The organism is Vreelandella sp. 2A-K22 (genome assembly GCF_054065485.1).
Genome location: NZ_JBSUGC010000001.1, coordinates 371,621 through 396,153, shown reverse-complemented (window position 1 = coordinate 396,153; position 24,533 = coordinate 371,621). Strand labels below are relative to the sequence as shown.

Genomic DNA, 24,533 nt, shown 5'->3' with positions numbered 1-24,533 from the left:
GCCAGGAGCACGCCATGATCACGCTGTACAGCTTTCCCCACTCCCGCTCGCTACGAGCAGCGTGGACGCTTGAAGAGTTAGGCCTAGAGTATCAGTGCCAGCATGTGGCGCTGGATAAAGGCGAGGGGCAAACAGCCAAGCATTTGGCGCGTCACCCGGATGGCAAGGTGCCAGTTCTTGAAGATGGAGAAGTATCGCTATTTGAATCAGTGCCGATTTGCCGTTATCTAGCGGAGCAATATGGCGACGGCACCCTCCTACCCAGCAGCCCTGCCGCTCGAGCTCAGGTCGACCAGTGGCTCAGCTTTATCGTCACCGAAATGGAACAGCCATTGTGGAATCAGGCCAAGCATAAGTTTGCCTTGCCCACAGACAAACGCGTTCCCGCTATTTTGCCGGTCTGCGCATGGGAGTTTCAGCGTGCGCTAAGCGCGCTGGAGCGCCGCTACAACGGGCAAGAAAACTTGGTGGGTAACACCTTTACCCTTGCGGATCTGTTTTTAACCCATACTTTATCGTGGGCGGTCAGCATGAAGCACCGCTTACCCGAACCGCTATTGGCCTATCGCGAACGCCATATTCAGCGCGCCGCGATGGCTAGAGCAATCGAAAAAGAGCAGGCAGCAGCAGAGAGTTAATCAACATCTAAACGCTTTAAAAACCGTTGCTGGCAGTATGTGGCAACGGTTTTTAAACTAGTCGGGCGTTGCTTAAAAGCCAAGGTCATCAAGCAAATCGTCTACTTGATCCTGCCCTGCCACCACATCCGTCTTATTTTGGTTCACCTGCGGCCCGTTACGAAGCTTGGCATGTTCATCGCGGTCATCTTCCATCTTAACGCCGTCGGTGACGTGAGGAACATTATCGACCAGCACCTGAACAAGCTGCTCTTCGATGAGCTTGATGACTTCCATCATTTTCTTAATCACCTGACCGGTGAGATCCTGAAAGTCTTGAGCCATCATGATTTCAAGCAGCTCTTTTTGAGTAGCCCCGGTTGCGGTGGGAAGCTTACTGCTCAAAAAGTTCTGTGTATCCTCGACGAGCTTAGCATCACCTTCTACTGCCGCGAGCTTAGCTGCCGCCGCCTGCCAGCGCTCATTAAGCGCAGCGCCTTCTTCTTCAAGGCTGTCTTGCACCGGTTGAGCGCGCTCAACGGCATTCAATGCCCGCTCTGCGGCCTGCTCCGTCATTGAGGCAACGTAGTTGAGTCGGTCATTGGCATCCGGTATTGCCTGCGCCGCCTGGCTAATCTGCTGATCTAGGCCCAGCTCTTTCATGCTGTCCCGCAGTAGGCGCGTTAAGTGGCCTATGCGATGCACCATCTCATCAGTACTGTCTTTTTTGCCCAGTACCGACGGCATCGTCGTGTCGTGGGCGTTGTTAACAGTGCTCATGACAATCCTCTTGTTGGAAAAGCTTATTGAATGTCGTTTTGGGTGTGGCAATAGACATCACTATACGAACCCACTGTGTTTTTTCAGGATGCACGGCGTTAAATACATCAAGGTCTGCATCTAAACCTGATACTACTGTCGGCTCAACATCCTAAAACTTAAGTTTAACGTTTAGTCTACAGTGGGAAACTGCGAGTTACAGGTATTTTTAACCCCTTAAAAACCATCTAATTTACAGGCGGGTTCAAGCAGGCAATGGTTCGAAGTCGAGCGATTAACCATTAAGCAGCTGAAACGTGCGGTAGAACGGCGCTATAAACGGCAAAGTAGTGACAGATGCTGCCAGCCACTACAAACAGATGCCAAATCGCATGGTTGTAGGGGATCGCACGCACGGCGTAGAAGATCACCCCTAGTGTGTAGGTAATTCCTCCCGCGGCCAGTAGGGCAATGCCGGTCGTTGAAAGACTCGCCGCCATCTCTCCTGATGCCAGCACGATCATCCAGCCCATGAGCAGATAAATCGCCACACGTAATATCGAAAAACGTTGAGGCCATAGCAGTATGCAGGCAATGCCCACTAACGCCAGCGACCACACGGCGGCAAACAAAACCCAGCCTGTAGTGCCGCGCATATTGACGAGTAAAAAGGGCGTGTAAGTACCTGCGATGAGTAAATAAATCGCGCAGTGATCGAGTAACTGAAAGCGCTGCTTCCAGCGCCGATGAGGGATGCCGTGGTAAAGGGTAGAGGCGGTATAAAGCAGGACTAGCGTGGTGCCGTACAGGCTCAGGCTGACAATTTTCCACGGGTCGGCATGGGCGGCGTAACTCGCCGCAACCAACAGTACTACCATTCCCACCAAACTGAGCAAAGCACCGATACCGTGGGTGATGCTGTTCAGGTACTCTTCGACAACGCTGAATTCGCCCTGCTCTTCGGAAGGCTTTTCACGCTGCTGTTTATACTGCTTGTACTGCTCCTTACTGACGGCGTTCATCCTGGAGCGCTCCTCGCATGCCATCCCCCACTCGTATCACCCCTTGCGCTCAATATCCACATCGCTGGCGTGAGTGAAGTCATCCAAAGCCATCATATGACCAAGCTTGCCCGCTTTGGTTGAGAGATACTGCTCGTTATGAGGGTTGAGACCGGTGGTGATCGACAAACGTTCGACGACATTCACGCCGTCGCGGGTGAGGGCATCCACCTTGCGCGGGTTGTTGGTCATCAGCCTTAACGCTGTGATGCCCAAATGGTTAAGCATCGGCACGCACAGATCATAGCGACGCATGTCGGCGCCAAAACCGAGCTGCTCGTTGGCCTCGACCGTATCAGCACCTTGATCTTGCAGGTGGTAGGCACGAATTTTGTTTAACAGGCCTATTCCCCGCCCCTCTTGGCGCAGGTAAAACAGCACGCCGCGGCCCTCTTCAGCGATGCGTTTTAGCGCTTCCTGGAGCTGATAGCCACAGTCGCAGCGCATGGAGAAGAGTGCGTCACCGGTCAAACACTCGGAGTGCACCCGCCCCAACACCGGCTCGCCGCCGGTCACATCACCCAACGTTAAGGCGATATGATCCTTGCCGGTAGCCTCATCTTCGAAGCCATGCATAGTAAACGTTGCCCAGGGCGTGGGCAGCCGGGAAGCGGCAATGAAGCGAATGGTCACAGGTTACCTCGCTGATTGACCAAACCAGTTAACCACACCAGTGTTGGCAAAGTGGGTCAGTATTCTAACAGGAAGCGGCGCCCGCCTCACGCTGACAAGGCGACTAAATAATGGAGAAAAATTGGCCGGGTGCGACGATTTTTGCCATCGAGTACGCCGCCCTAACACCTATCTTCAAGTACAATTGCCCTCATACGATCCCCAAAACGGTTTCCAATACGATGCGGGCAAATTTCCTAAGAGCAAGTGTCTATGACCACTACACCTTTGCAAAATGATCGCTTTCTTCGCGCACTAGCGCGCCAGCCCGTCGACCGCACCCCGGTGTGGATGATGCGTCAAGCGGGCCGCTACCTGCCGGAATACCGCGCCAGCCGGGCCGATGCGGGCAGTTTTATGGATCTTTGCCGCAACCATGACCTGGCCTGCGAAGTCACCCTGCAGCCCTTGGAGCGTTACCCGCTTGATGCGGCCATTCTGTTTTCAGATATCTTAACCATTCCCGATGCAATGGGCTTGGGGCTCTATTTTGAAACCGGCGAAGGCCCAAAATTCCGCAAAACCGTGCGTACACAGGAAGAAGTCGCCGCGCTAAGCGTGCCCGACGCCGAGCGCGACCTGGATTACGTGATGCGTGCGGTGTCGACCATTCGTCGTGAGCTGAACGGCCGCATGCCGCTGATCGGCTTCTCAGGCAGCCCCTGGACGCTGGCGACTTACATGGTGGAGGGCGGCTCCAGCAAGGACTTCCGCCATCTGAAAACCATGCTTTATGATACCCCGGATACCATGCACCAGTTGCTGGATACGCTGGCGCATGCGGTAACTGACTACCTGAACGCCCAAATTCGCGCGGGCGCCCAAGCGGTGCAGATTTTTGATACCTGGGGCGGCGCACTTTCTACCCCTGCGTACCTTGAGTTCTCGCTGCGCTACATGGAGCAGATCGTTTCGGGACTGATCCGCGAGCACGACGGTCGCCGCGTACCGGTGATTCTCTTCACCAAAAACGGCGGCCAGTGGCTTGAGCATATCGCCTGCGCCGGTGCCGATGCATTGGGGATCGACTGGTCTACCGAGCTTTCCGATGCCCGTGCCCGGGTTGGTCACAAAGTGGCGCTACAGGGCAATCTTGATCCCAACGTTCTGTTTGCCCGCCCCTCGGCTATCCGCGCTGAAGTAGCCCGCGTGTTGGAAAGCTACGGCCATGGCCCTGGCCACGTGTTTAACCTGGGCCACGGTATCAGCCAGTTTACCAACCCCGACAACGTCACTGCCTTTATGGAGGCGCTGCACGAATTAAGCCCGCAGTATCACCGCGATATTCCAACGCACACAAATGCACAGCACTCAGGAGCCAATTGATGAGCGATTTACGCGACGACCAATGGTTTACCGAAGTCTTTGATAGCCACGGCAGCGCTTTCTCACTGAAGATCTCTGAAAAACTGCTGGATGTGCAGAGCCAATACCAGCATCTAGAGGTCTACGCCACCGAAACCTACGGCAACCTAATGGTGCTGGACGGCTGCGTGATGCTGACTGATCGCGATAACTTCCTCTACCATGAGATGATTGCGCATCCGGCGCTGTTTACCCACCAAGATCCCAAACGCGTGGTGATCATCGGCGGTGGCGACTGCGGCACCTTAAAAGAGGTGCTGCGCCACCCGAGTGTCGAGAAAGTTACCCAAATTGATATCGACGAAGAGGTCACCAAGGCCTCTGAGCGCTTCTTCCCGTCGTTGGTAGCGTCGAATAACGACCCCCGCGCTGAACTGCTGTTCGCCGACGGCGTCAAGTGGGTGGACGATGCACCTGATGAGAGCATCGATGTGCTGATTATCGACTCCACCGACCCGGTTGGGCCCGCTGAAGGGCTGTTTAAAACCGATTTTCTCAAGCGCTGCCACCGTATTTTGAAAAGCGGCGGCGTAATGGTGCAGCAGAGCGAATCACCGCTTTACCACAGTGGCTCGATCATCCGAGAGCTGCGCAACGACATGTTGAAAGCCGGTTTTGACAGCGTTGCCACGCTGCCCTTCCCGCAGCCGGTTTATCCTTCAGGCTGGTGGAGCGTAACATTGGCGGGTAAAGCCACCGACGTGAATACGTTCCGCGAGCAGGCAGCCACCAACCACGACTTGCCGCTTGAATACTATAGCGTTGACGCCCATCGCGGTGCGCTCGCCCTTCCGCCATTTATGCGCAAGGCATTCGCAGCCGAGTAAACCACGCCTAATACCTGCCTTCGTGTTACCGCCCACCTCAGCTTGCCCTATTACGGTGCAATGCGAGGTGGGCGGTAACCTTTTTTGCACCTAGACCTTCGTCTCGAATTCGTTGAGTAGCGTTGAAAAGCGCTGAATTAACGCCTGTACCCTTGTTGGCATCTTCCTTGCTAGGTTTAGTGACATGCTACGGCATGCATAACTATTTCAACTACTGGTTTCATTAACTGATTTCAGTAGCTGATTCCAATAACTTCGAGGGAAACTAGATGTTCAATAAAAAACACTTAGCGCTTCTGGCGTCCGCTGGCTCACTTAGCCTGGCGGGAATGGCAACTGCTCAAGCCGACACCCTGGAAGATACCATTGAGCGTGGCGCCGTTCAGTGTGGTGTGAGCGATGGTTTGCCGGGCTTCTCAGCTCCGGACGACGACGGTAACTGGCAAGGTATCGACGTTGATGTATGCCGCGCAGTAGCGGCAGCGGTGCTCGGCGACTCAGAAGCCGTCAACTATATTTCACTCAATGCCGTAGAGCGCTTCACCGCCCTGCAGTCTGGTGAAGTTGATGTTCTCTCACGTAACACCACCTGGACGACTACCCGCGATACCACCCTGGGCCTGAACTTCACCGGCGTAACATTCTATGATGGTCAGGGCTTCATGGTATCCCGTGACCTGGGTATTACCGGTGCTGATGAACTCGACGGCGCCTCCATCTGCATTCAGTCTGGCACCACTACCGAGCTGAACCTGGCTGACTACTTCCGTGCTAACGACATGGAATTCAACCCGATCGTATTTGATACCTCTGAGCAAACCGTGGGTGGCTATCAGGCCGGCCGCTGTGACGTGCTAACCTCCGATACCTCTCAGCTAGCGGCGCTACGTATTCAGCTAGACGATCCTTCAGCCTCGATGATCCTGTCTGACGTTATCTCCAAAGAGCCACTAGGCCCTGTGGTTCGTCAGGGTGACGATCTTTGGTTCAACATTGTGAAATGGTCGCTGTTCGCCATGATTAACGCCGAAGAGTACGGCGTCACCAGTGAAAACGCTGAAGAAATGCTTAACTCTGAAGACCCCAACATCGCTCGCTTGCTAGGCCAAGACGGCAACTACGGTGAAGGCATGAACCTAGAAGCAGATTGGGCCTACAACATTATTAGCCAAGTGGGTAACTACGCTGAAAGCTTCGACCGCAACGTGGGCATGGGCTCGCCGCTGGAAATTGAGCGCGGTGTTAACGCCCTGTGGACCGACGGTGGTTTCCAGTACGCTCCCCCGATTCGCTAAGCGTCTCGCTTGACCCCGGCCCGCCGCCCTCTTCACAGGTATCTGTTTAAAGGTCGTGGCGGGCCATTTGATTGACCTTCCGTGTAGCGGAGACGCCATCCATGTCTGTAAGACCTAACGTTCGCCCCGCTGGCCACAAGCCGCCGTTTTGGCGAGACCGCGCTAAGCGCGCACTTATTTTTCAGCTTATATTGGTCGCCGTTGTCGCGGCTTTCCTGATCTATATTATCGGCAATACCCAAGCCAACCTGAATGCTCGCGGCATTACCACTGGCTTTGGCTTCCTGGGCAACACAGCCGGCTTTGGTATTGGTCAAAGCTTAATCGAGTACTCCTCCCAAAGTACCTACGGCCGCACTTTTGTGATTGGCTTGCTCAATACGCTGCTAGTCGGTGGATTGGGGGTGTTAGCTGCCTCGATTATTGGTTTTATCGTCGGTATTGCGCGGCTATCGCCCAATTGGTTGATCGCCCGGCTAGCTAACGCTTATATCGAAACGTTTCGTAATATCCCGCTGCTGCTACAAATTTTCTTCTGGTACTTCGCGGTACTGCGGACGTTACCCAGCGCTAGAGAGAGCATGGCCTTTGGCGAAGCCATTTTCCTGAACGTGCGCGGGCTGTACCTGCCTCAACCGCTGTTCGAATCAGGATTTGGTCTTATCCCAGCCACCTTCGTGGTAGCCATTATTGCCAGCATCGCACTGGTCATGTGGAACAAGCGCCGTCACGAAGCCACCGGCAAGCGCCTGCCGGTTTTCTGGATGTCGCTGGTGATTATCTTTGGCCTACCGCTGCTGGTATTGGTCGCTACCGGTGTACCGGTGACCTGGGAGATGCCGGTACTGCGCGGCTTTAACTTCGGCGGTGGTATTACCATTATCCCTGAATTTTTGGCCCTGTGGCTGGCGCTGTCTATCTATACCGCGTCCTTCATTGCGGAGATTGTGCGCTCGGGCATCCAAGCCATCCCCCATGGCCAAACGGAAGCCGCCCAGGCATTGAGCTTGCCGCGCAAGCTAGTGCTGCGCCTAATCATCATTCCCCAGGCTATGCGCGTCATTATTCCGCCACTCACCAGCCAATACCTCAACCTGATTAAAAACTCGTCACTGGCCACCGCCATCGGCTACCCCGACCTGGTATCGGTTTTTGCCGGCACCACGCTCAACCAGACCGGTCAGGCAATCGAAGTCATTGCCATGACCATGGCGGTTTATCTGATCATCAGCTTGCTGGTGTCCATGTTCATGAACTGGTTCAACGCTCGCGTTGCGCTGGTCGAACGCTAGGCCGGAGGCGACCCCATGATTCACAATAAAGAAACCATACCTCAGCGCCCGGCTCCTAAAGGCACCATTGGGCCAGTTGCCTGGCTACGAGGCAATCTGTTCAACGGCCCTATCAATAGCATCTTCACGCTACTGGGCCTGTACGTGCTCTATCTACTCGTGGTGCCAACGGTTCAGTGGGCATTTATTGATGCCAACTGGGTGGGCGACAGCCGCGAAGACTGCACACGGGTGGGCGCCTGCTGGGTATTCGTTAACGCACGCTTTTCCCAGTTTATGTACGGCCTCTACCCGAGTGAGGAGTATTGGCGCGCCAATATCGTGTTTGCCATGTTCGCGGGCATTATTGCCTGGATGGTCATTCCGCGCCTGCCGTTTAAGCGCTGGATGACACTGTTTGCGCTGCTGATCTTCCCGGTGATCGCCTACGTGCTGCTACACGGCGGCTACTTTGATCTACCGCGTGTCTCCACCCACCGCTGGGGCGGTTTGATGCTGACGCTGCTACTGGCTAGCGTGGGGATGATTGGCGCACTGCCTATTGGCATTGTATTAGCCCTTGGGCGACGCTCGAACATGCCCATCGTCAAAACCTTCTGCGTGATTTTTATCGAGTTTTGGCGCGGTGTGCCGCTAATCACCATTCTGTTTATGGCCTCGGTGATGCTGCCGCTGTTCCTGCCGTCTGAACTTAACGTGGATCGCCTTATACGTGCGCTAATCGGCCTGACGCTGTTCCAAAGTGCCTATATGGCCGAGGTTATTCGCGGTGGTTTGCAGGCGATTCCCAAAGGGCAAGATGAGGCCGCCGCGGCACTGGGGATGACGTATTGGAAGCGCATGGGGCTAATCGTGATGCCTCAGGCACTGAAAATGATGATTCCTGGCATCGTCAATACGTTTATCTCACTGTTTAAAGACACCACCCTGGTCATGATCATCGGGCTGTTTGACCTGTTGGGCATTGTGCAAGCGGCGCTTTCCGACTCGCGCTGGCTGGGCTTCTCGGTAGAGGGCTATGTATTTGCCGCGTTCGTGTTCTGGATATTCTGTTTCAGCATGTCGCGCTACAGCCAGTACTTGGAGCGCAAGCTAAACACCGGCCATAAGCACTGACGCCGCATCTCATTACGTTTTAAGTAGGATTTCAACATGACACAAGCAGCCACCAACACCTCTGACACCAGTGCTTCTGACCTGATGGTCGAGATGCACAACGTTAACAAGTGGTACGGCGATTTTCACGTACTGCGGGATATCTACCTTGAGGTAAAACGCGGCGAACGTATCGTGGTTTGCGGCCCATCAGGTTCGGGTAAATCAACGCTAATTCGCTGCATTAACCACCTTGAAGAGCACCAAAAGGGTGAAATTGTGGTGGGCGGTCTACCGCTGACCCAAGACGTCAAACGCATTGAGCAGATTCGTCGTAGCGTCGGCATGGTGTTTCAGCACTTCAATCTGTTCCCGCATTTATCAGTGCTGGAAAACTGCTGTATTGCGCCAATGTGGGTACAAAAGAAGCCCCGCAAAGAGGCCGAAGCGCTAGCCATGGAGTACCTAGAACGGGTGCGCATTGCCGAGCAGGCAACTAAGTACCCGGGGCAACTCTCGGGCGGTCAGCAGCAGCGTGTAGCGATTGCCCGCTCGCTGTGCATGCACCCCGACGTGATGCTGTTTGACGAGCCCACCTCCGCCCTCGACCCCGAGATGATCAAAGAGGTGCTGGACGTTATGGTGGAACTGGCGGAAGAGGGCATGACCATGATCTGCGTGACCCACGAAATGGGCTTCGCCAAAACCGTCGCCGACCGGGTGATCTTTATGGATCAGGGGCAAATCATTGAAGAGAACGCGCCAGAGCCGTTCTTCAACAACCCGCAGTCTGAACGTACCCAGCTGTTCTTAAGCCAGATTCTGGGGCATTAATACACAGCCCCAGCGACAAAGCAGCTGTGGATAAGTTCGTCATCATGGGCCTCACTTGAGGCCCATGATGTTTTAAAAACATTAAAAAAGGATAAAAACATGATTGAAAAGCTGTTTATCGACCGCGCCCCGCAACCGATTGCGCCTTTTTCCCACGCCTGCCGCGTAGGTGATCTGGTCTTTATCACTGGCCAGATGCCGACGGTGCCAGAGACCAACGAGATGCTTTTGGGCACCTTCACCGAACAGACTCATCGGGTAATGCAGAACCTGGCGATTGTGCTGGAAGAAGTCGGAAGTGCCTTCGAATATGTGGTGCAGTCCCGGGTGTTTATTACCAATATGGGCCACTTCGACGAAGTGAATAAGGTCTACGCCAGTTACTTTCCCCAGCCTCTACCCACCCGCACCTGTATCGGGGTAACCGGCTTGGCTGGCGGCGCTGATGTGGAAGTCGATATGATTGCCTGGATTCCACCGTCGCAGCAATAAACCTCATCAGTCGTCGTCATCACGGCTGCCAGTGAGCCACAACGCGATTTCGCCCCGCCTCTTTGGCGGCATAGAGCGCTTGGTCGGCCTGGGCAACGGCTACTGCCTGACTGTGGTCTAAATCACTGGTGAGCGCCAGAGGTGCAATCCCCACGCTGACGGTGAGTGTCACCATCAGCGGCGCTTGCGAATCACCCGCCGTCAGGTAAAACGGCTGCTGGGCTACTCGTTGGCGAATACGCTCACCCAGCTGGACTACCTGTTGGTGCGATAAATCACCCGCCGTAACAGCAAACTCTTCACCACCGAACCTTGCCAGACAATCCTCGGGCCGCAGGGCCTCGTGTACTCGCTTTGCCATCTCCACCAGCAGCGTATCCCCCGCGGGGTGACCGTAGCGATCATTGATATGTTTGAAGTAATCAATATCAATCATCAGCAAATAATAGGCTGCCGCTTCAGCTTGCTCATTGAGTTGTGCTAAGTGATTAGCCAAGCCACGTCGGTTGCGTGTGCCGGTCAAGGCGTCAAACTCCGCCGCCGCCCAGGCCTGCTCTTCGCTTTTTTTACGTTGACTAATATCGATGACTAGGCCGCCGATACGCGCTAAAGAGCCATCATCGGAGTAGTAGCTTTCCATCACCAACTCATGCCAACGCCATTGCCCGGATGCGACCCTGAGCTGAACATCGATGCGGCATTGGGTTTGCAGCCGCTGTTGACACTCGCGAATCAAACCAAACACCCTTATGCGGTCAGTGGGCATGGCGTGGGCCAGTAAGCGACGCAACGGGAGCCTAGCATAATCGCCAGGATAACCCAGCGAAAGCAGCAACGCCGAAGAGCACCAGGTTGCGCCACTGCGAGTATTAATCTCCCAGGTGCCGCAGGCGGCGACCTGCTGCAGCAGATCAACCTGCCGCTGCCTGCGGGTAAGCTGCTGACGATAAATAGCCGAAGCGATCAGTTCAGCGCCGATCACTAGCGCCTGCAACCCCGCTCCCTCCCAGTCAACTTCACGCTCACAGTCATCGAAGCCCAAAGTGCCCCACCACTGACCATCCACCATAATCGGAACGGTCACCATCGATAGAATCGACTGGCTTTCCAAATTGTCGCGCAGCGACCCCAAATCCACCTGCGAGGTAATACAGGTGTGCGAGTCACCACGCTCCCGACGATTGACCATTTCCTCATACTCGGGATCGTCGATCAGCGTGGTAAAAAAGCGAAAGCGTTTTTGCGTTCGCTCACGATAGTGCGATGAAGATGCCCACTCAAAAACAAAATCCTGCAAGACACCGTTTGGGTTGCGCTCTATGGTTTGAAATATCCACACCCGATTGACACCCGACGCTTCCCCTAGCGCCGCCAATAGCTGATCGACGCCCTCACTCCAAAAGTGCGCGTCGATGAGCGCGCGGCTGCCCACAGCAAGGGCATTCAGCAGGCTCGGCGCATCCGGCGAAAAAGGAGCAGGCATAGCAGGTTCTCTTTACTTTTCTTAGAGACTACCACACAGCTTTTAGTGGATTACACGCCATGCCCATAAAGAGTAATGCTAGCGGGTGCTAACGGGGTTTGCTCACGGTGGGACGTCAGCGGTTTCCCGGCCAGGGCAGTCAGCAGAATTTGCAGCGGATCACCGTGACTGACGAGCAGAATGACTTCCCCGCTTACCTGTTGTTCCCAATCACCGATCACCGCCTGCATACGGCTCGCCACCCGGCTCAACGCTTCTACTCCATGGTGCTGGTGTTCAGCATCCTCGGCATCTAACGCCCATACACTGGGATAGTGCTCGTCCCCCAACCCCTCTAGTTCGCCAAAATTTCGTTCCCGCAAGCGCGTATCCACGCTGGGTACCAACTCGAACCTGGCCGCCACATGGGCAGCGGTTTGGGTGGTACGCAAAAAGTCTGAATGCACCACGCGGGTCGGCACAGGCCACTGCCAGTCGGCAACGAGCTGGGCAAGCTGTTGCTCACCATGCTCGGAGAGACCAAAGTTTTCCACCCCGCGCCCCGGCGAGCTGACAATCACCCTCTGTTGATTAGCCTGACTATGGCCGTGGCGCATGAATAAATAGCGGTTGCGCCAATGGTCGGAGAGCGGCTGTAAAGTATTTGACATAAGTTTGTCACAAACCCTAGATTGAAGGTGTCTACTTTCGAAAATAACCATCCTTGACGCGGAATGTCCACTTACGAAACAGTTTCCGCTTTCAATAGTGGCAAAACGCAGCCAAGGAAATACAGCCTGACCCATAGCAAGAACACAACAATAACGCACAAACGAGGCTCACCATGACAACTTCGCTCTTCCGCCAGCGCCCGCTTGCGATACTTATCGCTACATCCCTACTACCGCTCACCCTGCTCTCTACCCATGCCTTCGCGGAGTGCGAACGTGGCGCCCTGGATACCATCTATTGTGATGAAGATGGCGATATGGTGGCGGATCGCCCTGCCGATGAGGCTGAGTGGGTCAATCCAGACACGCTGATTTTTGCTTATACCCCCGTGGAGGATCCGGCTATCTATTCGGATATCTGGCAGCCGTTTATCGATCACTTGGCCGAGGTTACCGAACGGGATGTGCGTTTCTTCGCCGTACAGTCAAACGCTGCCCAAGTTGAAGCCATGCGCAGCGGTCGGCTGCATATCGCTGGCTTCTCCACTGGCCCTACGCCGTTTGCGGTGAATTTGGCCGGTGCCGTGCCGTTTGCCTTGATGGGCTCTGATGACGGCCAATTCGGTTACACCCTGCAGTTATTTACTCATGTCGACTCTGATATCCATGAGGTTGAGGATCTCAAAGGCAAACGCGTTGCCCATACCTCACCCACCTCAAACTCGGGCAATTTAGCCCCTCGTGCGCTGCTGCCGGAACTCGGCATCACCCCCGATGAGGATTACGAAGTGGTCTATTCGGGTAGCCACGACCAATCCATGCTGGGCGTGGTGGCCAAGGATTACGACGCGGCCCCCGTGGCCTCAGAAGTCGTCGAGCGGATGGCAGCACGCGGTCTTTACGATGAAGAAGACGTGCGCCTGATCTACGAATCCGACCGTTTCCCCACTACCTCCTATAACTACGCGCACAACTTGCATCCCGACCTGGTCGAGAAAATAGAGGAAGCCTTTTTTAGCTTTGATTTTGTCGGCACCGAACTTGGTGAAGAGTTTGAGGGCGTCGAGAAATTCATACCCATCAACTACCAAGACAACTGGCAGGTAATTCGTACCATCCAAGCGGCCAATAACGTGAGCTATACGCCAGAAAACCTGGAAGAGTAAACGTAGCGCACCGCCGCCGGCGGTGCGGTTATTGTCTCGACGATGGAAGCGGACACATGCTGGAAATTACCAATCTGGTCAAACGTTATGGCCACGATGAAGCCGTGCTGAAAGGGCTTGACCTCCAGGTAGAGGGAAACAGCGTTGTTTCTATCGTAGGCGCCTCGGGTGCGGGCAAAAGCACCATGCTGAGATGTATCAATCGCCTGGTCGAACCAACCTCCGGCTCGATCAAACTCAACGGCAATGAGCTGGTGAACCTGAAAGGCGCCGAGCTGCGCCGTGCTCGCCGCAAGATCGGCATGGTGTTCCAAGGCTTTAACCTACTGGATCGCTTGACCGTGATGGAGAACGTGTTGGCCGGGCGGTTGGGTTATGTGAATCTCTATCAAGCGATATCGCGCCGCTACCCTCAGGCAGATATTGAGCGTGCGTTTGTGCTAATGGAGCGGGTGGGAATCGCTCATTACGCCAACAAGCGCGCTGATGAGCTATCCGGCGGCGAGCGCCAGCGGGTAGGCGTCGTGCGAGCCCTGATGCAGGAGCCTGATGTTCTGCTGGCGGACGAACCAACTGCCTCGCTGGATCCACGCACCTCCGAGCAAATCATGATACTGCTGCAAAGCCTGGCCAGTGAGCTCTCGCTGCCAGTACTCATCAATATCCACAACGTCGCACAGGCCAAAACCTATACCGAGCGGATTGTGGGCCTACGCCACGGCAAGATGATCTTTGATGGGTTGCCTGCCGATTTCAACAAAGACGCGTTAGACGCCATCTACGGTGGCATTGAAGCGCCGGACGATGCGATTACTGATACGCCAGCGGAGGAACCCTCACATGACTCCGCCTGAGGCCCCTTCAACGGCGCCCCGCACCTGGCGAAAGCCGCCGTTCATTGCCAACCCGTTGCTACGCTATGGGTTAATCGTGGTTGCCGTGGTTTATCTGGTCTGGGCGTTCGGCTCGCTGCCGTTCAACTGGGCGCGGATCTCTGAAGGGTTGCCCCGCGCGGCACGCATATTTAGCGGCGGCTTCCCACCCAGCCTAGAGCGCTACGAGCTGCTGCTGACAGGCTTTAAAGAGAGCTTTCAAATCGCCATTCTGGCGACGCTATTGGGGGTTTTACTCTCTATTCCCTTTGCCGTGATGGCGGCACGTAATATCGCCCCAATGCCTATCTATGTGATTGGCCGGTCGGTGATTATCGTATCGCGCAGCTTTCATCCGGTAATTGTTGCCATCCTGTTTGTCGCTGCCGTTGGATTTGGCCCACTCGCAGGTATTCTGACTCTGACACTCTACTCCATCGGCTTTGTGGGCAAGTTGCTCGCCGAAGAGATCGAGGAGATTGATTGGGGCCAAGTAGAGGCGATGAAAGCCGCCGGCGCTGGCTATGTGGCCATTCTGTTTTATGCGGTCTTTCCGCAAATTCTGCCACGCCAGGTAGGGCTATCCATGTACCAATTGGATAGTAACTTGCGCGCATCAGCGGTGGTCGGAATCGTTGGGGCAGGCGGCATTGGCGGCACCCTGATGAATGCCTTTGGGCGTTACGACTACGATTTCGCCTTTGCGATTCTGCTCATTATCATCGCGGTCATTTTGCTCAGTGAAGGTGTCAGCGGCTGGGTAAGGAAAAAAATATGGTAGATCACGCACAGCAGCTTGCCGATCGTATTTGGCAACGCTATGACCGCAAACAGCGCCTGATTCGTTACGCCGTTCTGCTAGCTACCTTGATGTTAGTGGTTTGGGCGGTGCGCGATATTGATATTTTCTGGCCCTGGGTGTGGGATGCGCCCAACCAAATCTCCGGGCTTGGCGCACGCATGTGGCCACCCAGTGCGGCGGGGCTCAATGGCATTATCGCAGCGCTGATCGAGACCGTGCATATCGCTACGCTGGCTACCTTTCTGACGATTTTCCTGGCGCTCCCGGTGGCCTACATCGCCGCCCAGAATACTACCCCCAACCGCGCCTGTTTGTGGTTTGGTCGCTTCATTCTGGTCTCAAGCCGTTCGGTGAACACCATCATCTGGGCGCTGCTGTTCGTGGCCATTTTTGGCCCTGGGGTATTAGCGGGCATACTCGCCATCATGTTTCGCTCGATTGGCTTTATCGGCAAGCTGATGGGCGAAGCAATAGAGGAGATTGACCGGCGCCCCGTAGAGGCCATGGAAGCCACCGGGGCCTCCAAGGCCAAAGTGGTCGCCTATGCAATCGTGCCTCAGGTCATGCCCGCGTTTTTTGCCATCGTCATCCTCCGCTGGGATATCAATATCCGCGAATCGACGGTACTTGGGTTGGTGGGCGCCGGGGGTATCGGCGTTATCCTCCAGGGCGCAATTGACACCTTTGCCTGGCCTACCGTGGCGACCATTTTGATTGCCATTATTGTGCTGGTACTGATTGGTGAAGCCGTCACCAGCTTGCTGCGTAGCAAGGTGCTGTAACCCACGTTGCTTAAGCCGAGGCAAGCGTTTGACCTAACGCCAAACGCTTGCCATGGTTAGATGACCATCAACGACATGGAGTATGCACAGCGATGACAACCTATATCGTGGTAGCCGACGCCGCTCGCGCACGCATTTTTACCCGAGATGCCTTAACGTTGGCAGAGCAAGAAAGCATGGTTCACGCTGAAGGACGTCTACACGAAGGTGACTTGGTCACCGACGGTCGAGGCGATGTGCATGAGTCGATGTCCACTACCTCTCGCTCGGCTGGCGAAGAGGGAACGGCTACTAAGCACGAAAACGAGTTGTTTGCGAAAGAGGTCGCTCAGCGACTTTATAGTGCTCGAGTAGGCAACAGTATGAAGAAGCTCATTATGGTGGCGCCACCTAAATTTTTAGGGCTTTTACGCGATAAACTCGATGCCCCTACCCAAAAGCTGGTGATTCATTCCCTATCAAAAGATCTAAGTAAAGCTTCGATGGCCGATATCCAACAAGCAGTTAGTGATTTACGCTAGTAATATCCAAAACTTAAAGCCCATGTAAGACTAAAGAAAGGGTCGCTCTCGCCGATAGCCTAGAAGACATTATAAACGGTACCTCCCCCTGAGTACTGACATGCACTTCTACGTCGAGAGCGACCATGCTATCTACCCTCCGAGCACGCATCCTATTGGCCGCATTAGTGGCGATTACCCTCGCCCTGGTGATTAACGGCATTGCCAGTTACACCACCGTAAAACACCATAATAGCCAGCAAATAACGCGCAATCTTAGCGCCGTGGTTAACGGTAATACGCAAGCTATCAACGAGTGGTTTAACGCACGCTATACCATGCTTTCCAGCATGGATGATGCAGCCAATAGCGATGAGCCACTTGCCGCACTTCGACAACTGGCTGGCTCAGGCAGCTTTATGACAGCCTACATTGCTTATCCTTCCACACCAGACGCTATTTTTTCCGATGGATGGCAGCCCCCCAGCGATTACGACCCGCGTCAGCGGCCCTGGTACCAAGGCGCAGCCGAAGCGCAAGAGACCATTATTACGGCACCTTACACTGATGCCCAAACGGGGGGCTTAATCGTTACCTTTGCACGCCCTTTCTACCGTAATGGGCAGTTGGCCGCAGTCATTGGTGCGGATATTACTATTGAGGATGTGATCGAAATTGTTACCGGCATTGCCCCTACGCCGTCCAGTTTCGGCTTTTTAACCACTGAAGACGGCACCCTGATCGCGCATCCTGACGCTGACATGACGCTCGAACCTTCCACACGTTTGAGCGATGAACTGACCAACACCCGGCTTAGCGAAATCGCCCAAGCCGATGAACCCCAATCGCTTTCACTGCAAAACAGCGATACGTTGCTGATGGGCAATAACGTGGGTGGTAGCAGTGGCTGGCAGTTGATTGTGGCACTGGACGAACACGAGGCAACAGCGGGCCTGCGCGCCATCGCCACTACATCGATAGTCACGCTGCTGATTGTGGCCGCAATCACGGCAGTGGTCTTCGGTTTGCTGCTTTCTCTGCTGCTACGCCGCTTGCTGGGAGTTCGTAATGCGATGGATGATATCGCATCGGGAGAGGGCGATTTAACCCGACGCTTGCCCGAAGAGGGTAATGATGAAGTCACTCAAATTGCCAAGGCCTTCAACCGTTTCGTAGGTAAAATGGAGGCCGTATTAATTGATGTACGCACCAGCAGTGAATCTGTTCACCACGCGGCCAATGAGATCGCCATGGGTGGTCAGGACTTATCCCGTCGCACCGATAACGCTGCCGCTAGCCTGCAGCAGACCTCTGCATCGATCGAGGAAATCACCAGCACGGTTCAACACACGGCTGCATCCGCAAAAGAAGCCAACAAGCTCTCCCAAACCGCCTCAGAGGTAGCCAACGAAGGTGGGAAGGTTGTAGCAAATGTGGTGACCACCATGGAAGACATTACCCACGCTTCGGATAAGATCGGTGAGATTGTCACCTTGATGAACAGCATTTCATTCCAGACCAACCTGCTGGCGCTTAACGCGTCGGTGGAAGCTGCCCGCGCTGGCGAGCATGGCCGTGGTTTTGCCGTGGTGGCCGACGAAGTACGCAAGCTGGCTGGGCGTAGCAGTGATGCCGCCAACGATATTCAAAAGCTGATTGAGGACTCTCAAACCAAGGTTAACAATGGCACCACTTTAGTGCGTAATGCGGGATCTACCATGCAAGACATCGTCGCGCATATTACCCGCGTTACCGATGTTTTGGAGGAGATCAATGCGGCCACCAGCGAGCAAAGCGATGGCATCAATCAGGTCAACATTGCCGTCGCAGAACTGGATCGCATGACTCAGGAAAACGCGGCCATGGTGGAAGAGTCCACGACCGCCGCCGAGCAGCTAAAAGAACAGGCCGATCATCTGGCAGGCACTATCAGTAGTTTTAAGCTGTCTCACGCCGCGGCACCTGCCCTGCAAGTGCAGTACCAAGCACATGACAACCGCCGCCATCACATTACTTAAGGGGTAACGCTATGCATTTTCGTTCGTTACGCTCTTTTGTCGTCGCACTTGCGGGCCCTTGCTTGCTCGCGATTGTGGCTGCGCTAGTCATCTATAACTTGGTCGCCGCGGCCCGCACCCAGCAAACGGTGAATGAGCATACCGGCGCATTGATGGAAAGTGCATTGAATGCGCGCTTGGATGCCATTGCCGAAGCAGAGGGCGGGCGTATTCAGCGCGAACTCAACAATGCCATGACTATCGCCAATCAATTGGCGACTACTAATGCTTTGATGGGTATGGAGGATGAAGAGGGGCGCCGCTCGCTTTACCTGAACCGCCGCGAACTATCTAACTTAGTGCGCCAAACTGTGGCCGACAACCCGACACTGCTGGATGCATTTATCGGCTGGGAGCCCAATGCGTTTGGTGACGACGCACGATATGCAGGAGATGAGCGCTATGGCCATGACGGTAGCGGTCGCTTTATGCCCTGGTGGTACCGCACCGAGGATGAAACGCTAGAAGTGCTGCCGCTGGGAGATACCATGGAGAGTGAAGAACGCCTTCCCAGCGGCGTTCGGGAAGGCGAATACTATCTTTGCCCTCGTGAAACCCTAGTTCCCTGCATTATCGATCCGGCGGCTTATGACTATGGCGGCGAGACGCAACTGGTCACTTCGTTTAACGCCCCCATTTTGGTGGATGGCGAGTTTCGTGGCGTTGCGGGGGTAGACCTCTCCCTTAACTTTATCCAAACCCTGCTAAGCGATGCCAACCAAGCGCTATACGAAGGCGCTGGGCGCATGGCTCTCGTCGCGGGAAGTGGGGGGCTAGTCGCCGACACGGCAGGCGTAGAGAGTCTGGGCTCGCCTGCCAGTGACTCCCTTAGCAGTACAATTCTCGCGGGCATCCGAGAGGCATCAGAGCAAGGTAGCCTGCAAAGCAGCGTTAACGATGGTCTACTGCAGCGCTATCAGCCTATTACCATTGGCGATACTCGCCTCCCCTGGGTGTTGGTACTCCAGCTCCCTGAAGACGTAGCGCTTGCGGAGTTAGGCGAGCTGCAAGCAGTTCTCAGCGAGCAGCGCCAGCAAAATACGCTGGGCATGACGGTAGTAGGGCTACTTCTGGCAGCATTGGGGGTGGCAGCGCTATGGTGGATTGGCGGGCGAATCGCACGGCCTCTTAAGCGGCTTGCAAGCCGCATGGCAGAGATTGCTTCAGGCCATGGTGACCTTACCCAACGTCTACCGGTGCATGGGCGAGATGAAAGTGCCGCGGTAGCTGAGCAGTTCAATGCCTTTGCAGAAAAAATTCAGGTTATTCTGCTGGATGTGCGCCGTAGTAGTGAAGCCGTCAACCACGCGGCTAATGAAATTACTCAAGGTGGCCACGACCTCTCACGGCGCACTGAACAGGCCGCTGCCAGCCTGCAGCAAACCTCCTCTGCGATGGAAGAAATCAGCAGCACCGTTAGCCATACCACTCACGCCTCGCAAGAAGCCAGTGGGCTTTCACAAACCGCCTCGCAGTTAGCCTCGCGTACCGACAGCGCGTTTGAGCAAGTCGTGGCAACGATGGATGATATTCGATCCAATTCCGATGAAATTCAGGCCATCGTGACCGTCATCGACGGCATCGCCTTTCAGACTAACCTGCTTGCCCTGAATGCTTCTGTGGAAGCCGCCCGGGCTGGCGAACACGGTCGTGGGTTTGCCGTGGTCGCCGACGAAGTTCGCAAATTAGCCTCTCGCAGTAGCGAAGCCGCCAAGGATATCCGCCAGCGTATTAATACTTCGGCTGGCAAGGTTGAAAGCGGTACCCAAATGGTTCGAGATGCGGAGTCGGCAATGCACGAATTAGCAGAAAGCGTCACGCGGGTAACGCAAATGTTGGGAGATATCAGTACGGCCGCTCGAGAACAAAGCGAGGGCATTAGCCAGGTGAGCATTGCCGTCACCGACCTAGACCAAATGACCCAGCAAAACGCCGCGCTTGTGGAGGAGTCGACGACCGCCGCTGAACAGCTAAACGATCAGGCGGATAGGCTCGCTGCGCTGGTAGGCGGCTTTACACTTGAGCCAAAAAACGCCCCTAGCAACCATCAGTTGCCTGCTCCCGAATTGACTGAGCGATAAACGCTTAAGGAATCGGCGGCAGCGCAATATCGTCGCTGCGCTTGGCCCCAGCGGTCATTTCACGGCACAGGCGCAGGAATTCTCGCACGCCGGTGGTGAGGTATTTGTGCCGGTGCCAGATAAACGTAAACTGACGCTTTAGATCCAACTCCGGCGTAGGCAGCGGCACCAAGCTGCCGCGCCGGAAGGCATCTCGCAGTGCCAGGCGCGAGACACAGCCAATCCCCAGCCCTGACTCCACGGCACGCTTAATACCTTCCGTATGCTCTAGCTCTAGCAGGGTGTTAAACCGGCTGCGGCGGTGGCGCGCGGCATGCTCCAGAGTCATGCGGGTGCCAGAGCCCTCTTCGCGCATAATCCAGTCCTCACGCAGCAGTTGTTCAAGTTCAAGGTGCTCGCGGCCTGCCAGTGGGTGTCGCGGCGAGCAAAACACGCACAGCTCATCTTCCACCCAGGGTTGGCTGATGATCATGTCATCGTCGCACTGCCCCTCGATCAAGCCTAAATCCAGCGAGTGCTGGCGCACGCCTTCGATAATATGGCGCGTATTGCGCACTGCCAAGCGCACCCGGCTACCGGGGTGGCGCTGCATAAAATCGCTGATCAGCAGCGTGGCCAGGTAGTTGCCAATGGTCAGCGTAGCCCCTACATCCAGCGACCCAACCCCTTTCTGGCCACGTAGAAGCTCTTCAATCTCTTCGCCGCGATCCAGCAGCGCCACCGCTTTGGGCAACAGCTGAAAACCCAGTGCGTTAAGTTTTAAGCGTTTACCAATCCGATCCAGCAGTTGGCAGTCGAACTGCCGCTCAAGCTCCGCAAGCGCCGTGCTGGTTGCCGACTGAGACATGGCCAGCGCCCGCGCCGCATGGGAGACGCTCTCATGCTGAGCAACCGCCACAAAGACTTCCAACTGCCGCAGGGTGTAGTGCATAGAGTCTGACCTTTATTTGATCTATATCTATTTTTCAGATAACCGTTATCAATATAATTCGCTTAACAGATATACCACCCTTTGCTTAGACTTGCTGGCAACATATTTAATCATTTTTATTCTTTTTAAGAATATGACCGATGCGGACTAGCGCCAGCATCGACTAATGGAGAAAACGGCATGAGTAAGTTTGCTCTGGAAGAAGTGCTTAGCGTCCATCACTGGAACGATACCCTGTTCAGCTTCCGCACCACCCGCGAGCGCAGCCTGCGTTTCAAAACCGGTCAGTTCGTGATGATTGGTTTGGAAGTGAACGGCAAGCCGCTGATGCGCGCTTACTCCATTGCCAGCCCCAACTACGAAGACCACCTTGAGTTCTTCAGCATTAAAGTACCCGACGGCCCGCTCACTTCACGCCTTCAGCACCTGAAAGTAGGCGATCAGATCATGGTTAGCCGCAAGCCCACCGGCACACTGGTATGCGATGACCTACTGCCGGGCCGCAACCTCTACATGCTCTCCACCGGTACCGGCTTGGCGCCGTTTATGAGCCTGATCCAGGATCCTGAAGTGTACGAGCGCTTCGAGAAGGTAGTGCTGGTTCACGGTGTGCGGGAAGTTTCTGAATTAGCCTACGCCGACTTTATCACCAAAGAGCTGCCAGCTCATGAATACCTGGGTGAAGACATCGCTGAAAAGCTGGTCTACTACCCCACCGTTACTCGGGAAGAGTTCCACACCATGGGGCGCCTAACCGACCATATCCGTACGGGCAAGCTGTTTGAAGACACCGGCCTGCCGCCCATTGATCCGCGCCAGGATCGCGCGATGATCTGCGGCAGCCCCGCCATGCTGGACGATACCAGCGCGCTACTTGACGAGCTGGGTCTGAATATCTCGCCGCGCATGGGCGAGCCGGGCGACTACGTCATCGAGCGTGCGTTTGTCGAGAAGTGAGACGTAAATAGTGAATCGTAATGAGTGAGTGGTGAAAAGAAAAAAGTTTAGCCGCAAGAATGATCGCATCACTCATACAAAGCCCCTGCTGGAGATGCTCCACAGGGGCTTTGTGCTACTTACTACTTACCACTTACAACTCACCAGCGTTTAAACCGCGTCTTTGCCCGTTTCGCCAGTACGGATACGAATCACCTGCTCCAGCGGCATCACAAAGATTTTGCCGTCGCCGATTTTACCTGTGTTCGCCACCTGGGTGATGGCATCAATCACCTGCTCGACCATGTCGTCGTCCACGGCGACTTCCAGCTTCACCTTGGGCAGGAAGTCCACCACATACTCAGCACCACGATACAGCTCGGTATGCCCTTTCTGGCGCCCAAAGCCCTTCACTTCCGTCACCGTAATACCCTGAACGCCGATATCGGAGAGCGACTCGCGTACATCGTCGAGCTTAAACGGCTTGATAATCGCTGTGATCAATTTCATTACCATATCCTCTAACTGGGTGGCCATGATGGGGTCGGGTTGAACGGCTGCTAATGTTGCAGCCGTTAACCGCTAACTACCAGCATACACCGCTATCGGCAGAGAATAAAAAAGCCTCCCACTAAGGGGAGGCCAGAAGGAGCACGCCTGCTCACTAGGTCAGCATTAAATTATTTCTTAATGCCGCTGTTTATTTCTTAATGCCAAATTCGGGATAGGCTTCGAGACCGCACTCAGCGATATCAACGCCTTCATACTCTTCTTCTTCGCTAACCCGGATGCCCATGATGGCTTTCAGGATGAGCCATACCACCAGGCTGGCCAGGAATACCCAAGCGAAGATACCTACGATACCGATGATCTGGGCACCGAATGATGCGCCGTCATTGTTCAGCGGCACTGCCAGCACGCCCCAGATACCGACAACACCGTGAACCGAGATCGCGCCGACCGGATCATCCAGCTTCACTTTATCGAGGGTGACGATGGCTGCGACCACGATGATGCCGCCAATCGCGCCGATAATGGTAGCGCTCAGTGCGGTCGGAGAGAGCGGATCGGCGGTGATGGCCACCAGGCCAGCCAGGGCACCGTTCAATGCCATGGTCAGGTCAGCTTTGCGGAACCACAGTTTGGCCAGGATCAGTGCCGCAATCACACCACCTGCCGCTGCTGCATTCGTGTTTACAAACACCTGTGCCACGTTGTTAGCAGAATCGACAGCCGCAAGTTTAAGCTCGGAACCGCCATTGAAACCGAACCAGCCCATCCACAGAATGAAGGTACCCAGCGTTGCCAGCGGCATGTTGGCACCTGGAATAGCGTGGATAGAACCGTCTTTACCGTATTTACCTTTACGTGGGCCTAGCACGATCACACCCGCTAACGCAGCCGCCGCACCGGCAAGGTGCACAATGCCGGAACCCGCATAGTCAGAGTAGCCCACTTCAGACAACCAGCCGCCACCCCAAGTCCAGTAGCCAGACACCGGATAGATAAACGCGGTCATTACCACAGCAAAGGCCAGGAATGCCCACAGTTTCATACGCTCAGCGACGGCACCCGACACAATTGACATGGCGGTTGCCACGAACACGACTTGGAAGAAGAAGTCAGAACGCATGGAGTAGTAGGGCGCGTCATCGCCGCCTGCGGTAACCGCATCCACACTGTTTTCAGCGCCAATCAAGAAGCCCAGATTGGGCAGGAAGCCGCCAGCGCTGCTGGAGTACATGATGTAGTAGCCCACCAGCAGATACATGGTGCAGGCAATGGCAAACAGCGCGATATTCTTGGTCAGGATCTCAGCGGTGTTTTTGGAGCGTACTAAGCCCGCCTCTAACATGGAGAAGCCTGCCGCCATCCACATGACGAGCACACCGCAAATTAGAAAGTAGAACGTATCGAGCGCGTAGCTCAGATCAGTCAACTCATTCATTGTAAGTTCCCCGTTG

24 protein-coding genes are annotated in these 24,533 nt (G+C 55.0%); 16 read left to right on the top strand and 8 right to left on the bottom strand.

Going from position 1 to position 24,533, the window contains the following annotated elements; translation table 11 throughout:
• Positions 1-14: 14 nt before the first annotated feature.
• The gene (locus ACW17M_RS01860) at positions 15-638 is read left to right on the top strand and encodes a glutathione S-transferase family protein (RefSeq protein WP_027957924.1); all 624 of its coding nucleotides are present in this window, start codon (positions 15-17) and stop codon (positions 636-638) included.
• 72 nt (positions 639-710) lie between these two features.
• On the opposite strand, the gene cheZ is transcribed toward ACW17M_RS01860, so the two are convergent.
• The 3 genes from cheZ to ribA all read right to left on the bottom strand — a co-directional run bounded on the left by cheZ (position 711) and on the right by ribA (position 3,070).
• A complete protein-coding gene (cheZ, locus tag ACW17M_RS01855) occupies positions 711-1,397 on the bottom strand; it encodes a protein phosphatase CheZ (protein WP_022521318.1) in 687 nt (228 codons plus the stop codon).
• Between the two features lie 281 nt (positions 1,398-1,678).
• Positions 1,679-2,398, bottom strand: a complete 720-nt coding sequence (gene trhA, locus ACW17M_RS01850; RefSeq protein WP_457546807.1) for a PAQR family membrane homeostasis protein TrhA — start codon at positions 2,396-2,398, stop codon at positions 1,679-1,681.
• A gap of 36 nt (positions 2,399-2,434) precedes the next feature.
• Positions 2,435-3,070 (bottom strand): GTP cyclohydrolase II, encoded by a 636-nt coding sequence (ribA, locus tag ACW17M_RS01845; protein ID WP_009286177.1) that lies wholly within the window; start codon positions 3,068-3,070, stop codon positions 2,435-2,437.
• Between the two features lie 252 nt (positions 3,071-3,322).
• Here ribA and hemE point away from each other — a divergent pair, with 252 nt between their 5' ends.
• The 7 genes from hemE to ACW17M_RS01810 all read left to right on the top strand — a co-directional run bounded on the left by hemE (position 3,323) and on the right by ACW17M_RS01810 (position 10,309).
• Positions 3,323-4,435, top strand: a complete 1,113-nt coding sequence (gene hemE, locus ACW17M_RS01840; RefSeq protein WP_035539256.1) for a uroporphyrinogen decarboxylase — start codon at positions 3,323-3,325, stop codon at positions 4,433-4,435.
• The gene (gene speE / locus ACW17M_RS01835) at positions 4,435-5,301 is read left to right on the top strand and encodes a polyamine aminopropyltransferase (protein ID WP_022521315.1); all 867 of its coding nucleotides are present in this window, start codon (positions 4,435-4,437) and stop codon (positions 5,299-5,301) included. Before hemE ends, speE begins: the two co-directional genes overlap by 1 nt.
• Before the next feature lie 269 nt (positions 5,302-5,570).
• Complete coding sequence (locus tag ACW17M_RS01830; protein ID WP_009286180.1) at positions 5,571-6,596, top strand: amino acid ABC transporter substrate-binding protein; 1,026 nt, start codon at positions 5,571-5,573, stop codon at positions 6,594-6,596.
• Between the two features lie 101 nt (positions 6,597-6,697).
• Complete coding sequence (locus ACW17M_RS01825) at positions 6,698-7,888, top strand: amino acid ABC transporter permease (RefSeq protein WP_022521314.1); 1,191 nt, start codon at positions 6,698-6,700, stop codon at positions 7,886-7,888.
• A gap of 15 nt (positions 7,889-7,903) precedes the next feature.
• The gene (locus ACW17M_RS01820) at positions 7,904-9,004 is read left to right on the top strand and encodes an amino acid ABC transporter permease (protein ID WP_009286182.1); all 1,101 of its coding nucleotides are present in this window, start codon (positions 7,904-7,906) and stop codon (positions 9,002-9,004) included.
• A gap of 36 nt (positions 9,005-9,040) precedes the next feature.
• Positions 9,041-9,817, top strand: a complete 777-nt coding sequence (locus ACW17M_RS01815; RefSeq protein ID WP_022521313.1) for an amino acid ABC transporter ATP-binding protein — start codon at positions 9,041-9,043, stop codon at positions 9,815-9,817.
• Between the two features lie 99 nt (positions 9,818-9,916).
• A complete protein-coding gene (locus ACW17M_RS01810; protein WP_022521312.1) occupies positions 9,917-10,309 on the top strand; it encodes a RidA family protein in 393 nt (130 codons plus the stop codon).
• Between the two features lie 19 nt (positions 10,310-10,328).
• Here the strand turns inward: ACW17M_RS01810 and ACW17M_RS01805 are convergent, their stop codons facing one another.
• Together ACW17M_RS01805 and ACW17M_RS01800 are read right to left on the bottom strand one after the other, a co-directional pair.
• Entirely contained in the window at positions 10,329-11,792 is a 1,464-nt protein-coding gene (locus ACW17M_RS01805) for a sensor domain-containing diguanylate cyclase (RefSeq protein ID WP_457546806.1), read from the bottom strand.
• 50 nt (positions 11,793-11,842) lie between these two features.
• The gene (locus tag ACW17M_RS01800) at positions 11,843-12,442 is read right to left on the bottom strand and encodes a histidine phosphatase family protein (protein WP_027957939.1); all 600 of its coding nucleotides are present in this window, start codon (positions 12,440-12,442) and stop codon (positions 11,843-11,845) included.
• A 173-nt stretch (positions 12,443-12,615) separates the two neighbouring features.
• Between ACW17M_RS01800 and phnD the strand changes: the two genes are divergently transcribed.
• The 7 genes from phnD to ACW17M_RS01765 all read left to right on the top strand — a co-directional run bounded on the left by phnD (position 12,616) and on the right by ACW17M_RS01765 (position 20,702).
• Positions 12,616-13,608 (top strand): phosphate/phosphite/phosphonate ABC transporter substrate-binding protein, encoded by a 993-nt coding sequence (phnD, locus tag ACW17M_RS01795; RefSeq protein WP_022521309.1) that lies wholly within the window; start codon positions 12,616-12,618, stop codon positions 13,606-13,608.
• 56 nt (positions 13,609-13,664) lie between these two features.
• The gene (gene phnC, locus ACW17M_RS01790) at positions 13,665-14,462 is read left to right on the top strand and encodes a phosphonate ABC transporter ATP-binding protein (RefSeq protein WP_233974124.1); all 798 of its coding nucleotides are present in this window, start codon (positions 13,665-13,667) and stop codon (positions 14,460-14,462) included.
• The gene (phnE, locus tag ACW17M_RS01785) at positions 14,449-15,261 is read left to right on the top strand and encodes a phosphonate ABC transporter, permease protein PhnE (RefSeq protein ID WP_022521307.1); all 813 of its coding nucleotides are present in this window, start codon (positions 14,449-14,451) and stop codon (positions 15,259-15,261) included. Before phnC ends, phnE (ACW17M_RS01785) begins: the two co-directional genes overlap by 14 nt.
• Positions 15,255-16,064 (top strand): phosphonate ABC transporter, permease protein PhnE, encoded by an 810-nt coding sequence (gene phnE, locus ACW17M_RS01780; RefSeq protein WP_022521306.1) that lies wholly within the window; start codon positions 15,255-15,257, stop codon positions 16,062-16,064. Before phnE (ACW17M_RS01785) ends, phnE (ACW17M_RS01780) begins: the two co-directional genes overlap by 7 nt.
• A gap of 92 nt (positions 16,065-16,156) precedes the next feature.
• Positions 16,157-16,585: a host attachment protein gene (locus tag ACW17M_RS01775; RefSeq protein ID WP_022521305.1), complete on the top strand. Its 429-nt coding sequence runs from the start codon at positions 16,157-16,159 to the stop codon at positions 16,583-16,585.
• Between the two features lie 125 nt (positions 16,586-16,710).
• Positions 16,711-18,582 (top strand): methyl-accepting chemotaxis protein, encoded by a 1,872-nt coding sequence (locus ACW17M_RS01770; protein ID WP_233974125.1) that lies wholly within the window; start codon positions 16,711-16,713, stop codon positions 18,580-18,582.
• A gap of 11 nt (positions 18,583-18,593) precedes the next feature.
• Entirely contained in the window at positions 18,594-20,702 is a 2,109-nt protein-coding gene (locus ACW17M_RS01765; protein WP_009286186.1) for a methyl-accepting chemotaxis protein, read from the top strand.
• A gap of 4 nt (positions 20,703-20,706) precedes the next feature.
• On the opposite strand, the gene ACW17M_RS01760 is transcribed toward ACW17M_RS01765, so the two are convergent.
• Positions 20,707-21,633, bottom strand: coding sequence for a LysR family transcriptional regulator (locus ACW17M_RS01760; RefSeq protein ID WP_009286188.1), 927 nt, complete (start codon positions 21,631-21,633; stop codon positions 20,707-20,709).
• A gap of 180 nt (positions 21,634-21,813) precedes the next feature.
• On the opposite strand from ACW17M_RS01760, the gene ACW17M_RS01755 reads away from it, so the two are divergent.
• Positions 21,814-22,590 carry a ferredoxin--NADP reductase gene (locus ACW17M_RS01755; protein WP_007112363.1) on the top strand — a complete coding sequence of 259 codons (777 nt, stop codon included), beginning with the start codon at positions 21,814-21,816 and terminating at the stop codon, positions 22,588-22,590.
• 150 nt (positions 22,591-22,740) lie between these two features.
• Here the strand turns inward: ACW17M_RS01755 and glnK are convergent, their stop codons facing one another.
• Positions 22,741-23,079: a P-II family nitrogen regulator gene (gene glnK / locus ACW17M_RS01750; RefSeq protein WP_027957942.1), complete on the bottom strand. Its 339-nt coding sequence runs from the start codon at positions 23,077-23,079 to the stop codon at positions 22,741-22,743.
• Between the two features lie 190 nt (positions 23,080-23,269).
• Positions 23,270-24,517: an ammonium transporter gene (locus tag ACW17M_RS01745; protein WP_009286189.1), complete on the bottom strand. Its 1,248-nt coding sequence runs from the start codon at positions 24,515-24,517 to the stop codon at positions 23,270-23,272.
• Positions 24,518-24,533: the final 16 nt, after the last annotated feature.